At 43.3% G+C, this 2616-nt stretch carries 3 protein-coding genes; all 3 read right to left on the bottom strand.

Annotated features, from left to right (window positions below):
* Nucleotides 1–371: 371 nt before the first annotated feature.
* Nucleotides 372–563 carry a DUF1289 domain-containing protein gene (locus UF06_RS24725; RefSeq protein ID WP_082069733.1) on the bottom strand — a complete coding sequence of 64 codons (192 nt, stop codon included), beginning with the start codon at nt 561–563 and terminating at the stop codon, nt 372–374.
* 105 nt (nt 564–668) lie between these two features.
* Complete coding sequence (locus UF06_RS15925; RefSeq protein WP_045571302.1) at nt 669–1331, bottom strand: hypothetical protein; 663 nt, start codon at nt 1329–1331, stop codon at nt 669–671.
* 19 nt (nt 1332–1350) lie between these two features.
* A complete protein-coding gene (locus UF06_RS15920) occupies nt 1351–2094 on the bottom strand; it encodes a HupE/UreJ family protein (protein WP_045571301.1) in 744 nt (247 codons plus the stop codon).
* Nucleotides 2095–2616 lie beyond the last annotated feature (522 nt).

Here is a 2616-nt window from a genome sequence, read left to right as displayed (position 1 = left end):
GAGTCGGCAAACGAGAGACTGGAGTTATATCGATGAGGTGTACTTGAACCCTGAAAAGTGTGCAGCGTAATCATTCACGTTACTAAATTGTAAAAAAGACGACAACTTGCTTGAAAAACAGCGGAAACGAGCGATCGCAATCACCGAAATACGCAGCTTTTGTCTCTATAAGGCTCAGCATATTTCTCCTAAGGCCGTTGGAATGCTGAAAGCTAAGTGCAAAACCGTTCTTGATTTAGTTGGAAAATCCCATCTCCCTTTAATTCGCAGACGCGATGCAGAAGACGCAATGCAGCTATTGCGACATTACCCCGTAAACATGAAGAAACACCCCCAGTTCAAAGGCCTAACAGCCAAAGAGGCGGTTAAACTCAATACTTGCTACGCTCACTTCTCATTTGTGACATCCTTTTTTGGAGTTCTTTCTTTAGGATGTTGAGAGCATAAGGTTTCAGTGTTTTCCATTTCTGACATTCATCACGAGTTCTGGCACAACCCAAGCACCAACCTTTAGGATTCGAGAAATCGCAAAGATCGATGCAAGGACTCTTCTGTTTTTTCATACCGTTAACCTTAAATTAGCTGTGTTCAAGTAACCATATTTATAAGCGAATCATATTAAATAGCCCCTACGAAACTCATCTTCGTAGAGGCTAGACTTAGCTTAATTACGGAACACGCTTCATTTCTGCGTAATCACCATTCGTTTTCAAGATAACCATCACTGTTTTGTCGTTACGGTTACGGAAAAACCAGCCGTGATTACCCGTGAAAGCAGCCTCTAACTCACCTTGATCGTCAGGTACGCCACGGCCTTTTTCATAGCTAATCGAATTTCCATTGCCATCACCATGAGTGTCGTAGTTGACAGGGCCACCTTTCGATGTCCATTCAAATTGAGCAATTTGGCCTTTTTCCATGACCAACTTAACTTCTGCACCTTGGCCTGGTTTCAGTGAAAGCATAATTTTGTCTTTCCAAACTGGCTCCACTGCAACAGCAACGTCAGGTTTTGTAGAAGACACCTCAAGTTGTTGAGGTGCTACTTCAGGTTCCGCTTTAACAGGCTCGTTTTGAACCGCTTTAGTGGCGTCTACGACTGCACTATTAGCTTGGTCTTCTTCTGCTTCTTGGGCTAATTGAGCCTTAATCTCACCCATTTCAGTTAATCCCAGCGCTCTGCCCATTCCTGTTGGGTCAAGAGCGTACTCAGCAGGCAAAATGACGGTGATGAGCAGTACAATAGCGGTTCCTAGAGCAATAAAGGTTGAGCGAACAAGCTGTTTGGTTGTCGGTAGCTCGGCACGATTTGGCATATCTGTGTTGTACATGATTGATTCCTTTTTCTTTTTACTGAGCAACAACGTAGCCCGTTAGTTGATAACCGATAAGCATGAAACCAAAGCTCATCATAACGACATTGACTGAGTAGGCTTGACGATAAAAACTGGTATGTCGCCTCCAAAAGCCCATCACAATCAAAATGGTGCCTAGGGCAATCAATTGCCCAATTTCTACACCCATGTTGAACGCCAGTAGATTAGGAATTAATCCGTCAGGAGAAATATCATATTCAATGATCTTCGACGACAACCCAAAACCATGACAGAACCCGAACAACAAGGTTGCGAGTTTTGTATTGGGCTGTACGCCAAACCATCGCTGAAACGCGCCTAAGTTATCCATTGCCTTGTAGACCACAGATAACCCGATGATGGCATCGATAATGTAACTGTTAATGCCAATATTAAAGTACACACCAAGCAGCATGGTAGACGAATGTCCGAGCGCAAAAAGGCTCACATACAACGCGATGTGTTTCATTTTGTAGAGGAAGAAAATCACTCCAAATAGAAACAGGATATGATCGTATCCTGTCACCATGTGCTTCGCACCTAGATACATAAACGCAATGATACTGGTGCCTGTGATTTCTTGGATATAACCTTTGTCACCCTGTGCCACAGCATGAGCAAAAACGTCAGTGCTCATTACCATGAGTAAGGCGAGAATGAGATAAAGCATCCCCTTACGAAGCGACGTCGCCATACCGATAGGCAACGTACTCACTTCGCGTAAAGAAAGTAAGTTCATAGTAACTCCATTGTTTGTTGAATCTTCTTTAGCCGCTGATTGCGGCAGTTATCAAGTAAACAACAACGCTCTTGGAGGACGCTCTATTTTGAAGGGTTTATGGATAGGCGTTCCGCTGACTTGCCTGCCATAGGTTGACACCATCACTCTCGTAAAGACGGAATGACTCAGCGCTTTTAATGTTGCACTGTCATACGTGTGATTATGATTACTCGCATCATGTTGAAATGAATACTCATCATCGACGTCATGTGAATGGCTGGAGGAATGGGAGTTTGCATGGTCACTATCGATAACCGATATCGCCGACAAGCTATGAGAACGAAACTCACCTATCGCAGACGTAGTCGTCCCCAATGCGACGATAAGTAGCATCAGCAAGCTAATACATTGTGCTGAGGAATCCCCTAATGATTTTGATAAAAATCATTAAGTTAAGGTAGATACACATCTTGTCATATGATCAAATGGTTTCGCCAAAAATCAATAATCAGACAACAAGATGTGCGAACTCGATATTTT

It is taken from the genome of Vibrio sp. S234-5 (genome assembly GCF_000960595.1).
Lineage (GTDB): Bacteria > Pseudomonadota > Gammaproteobacteria > Enterobacterales > Vibrionaceae > Vibrio.
The sequence above is the reverse complement of the archived record's forward strand: the minus strand, read 5'-3'. Positions and strand labels throughout refer to the sequence as shown.

Excerpts from the sequence above, each read along its gene's own strand:
- UF06_RS24725 (WP_082069733.1), bottom strand. The coding sequence starts at position 563 with ATGAAAAAACAGAAGAGTCCTTGCATCGATCTTTGCGATTTCTCGAAT.
- UF06_RS15925 (WP_045571302.1), bottom strand. The coding sequence starts at position 1,331 with ATGTACAACACAGATATGCCAAATCGTGCCGAGCTACCGACAACCAAA.
- UF06_RS15920 (WP_045571301.1), bottom strand. The coding sequence starts at position 2,094 with ATGAACTTACTTTCTTTACGCGAAGTGAGTACGTTGCCTATCGGTATG.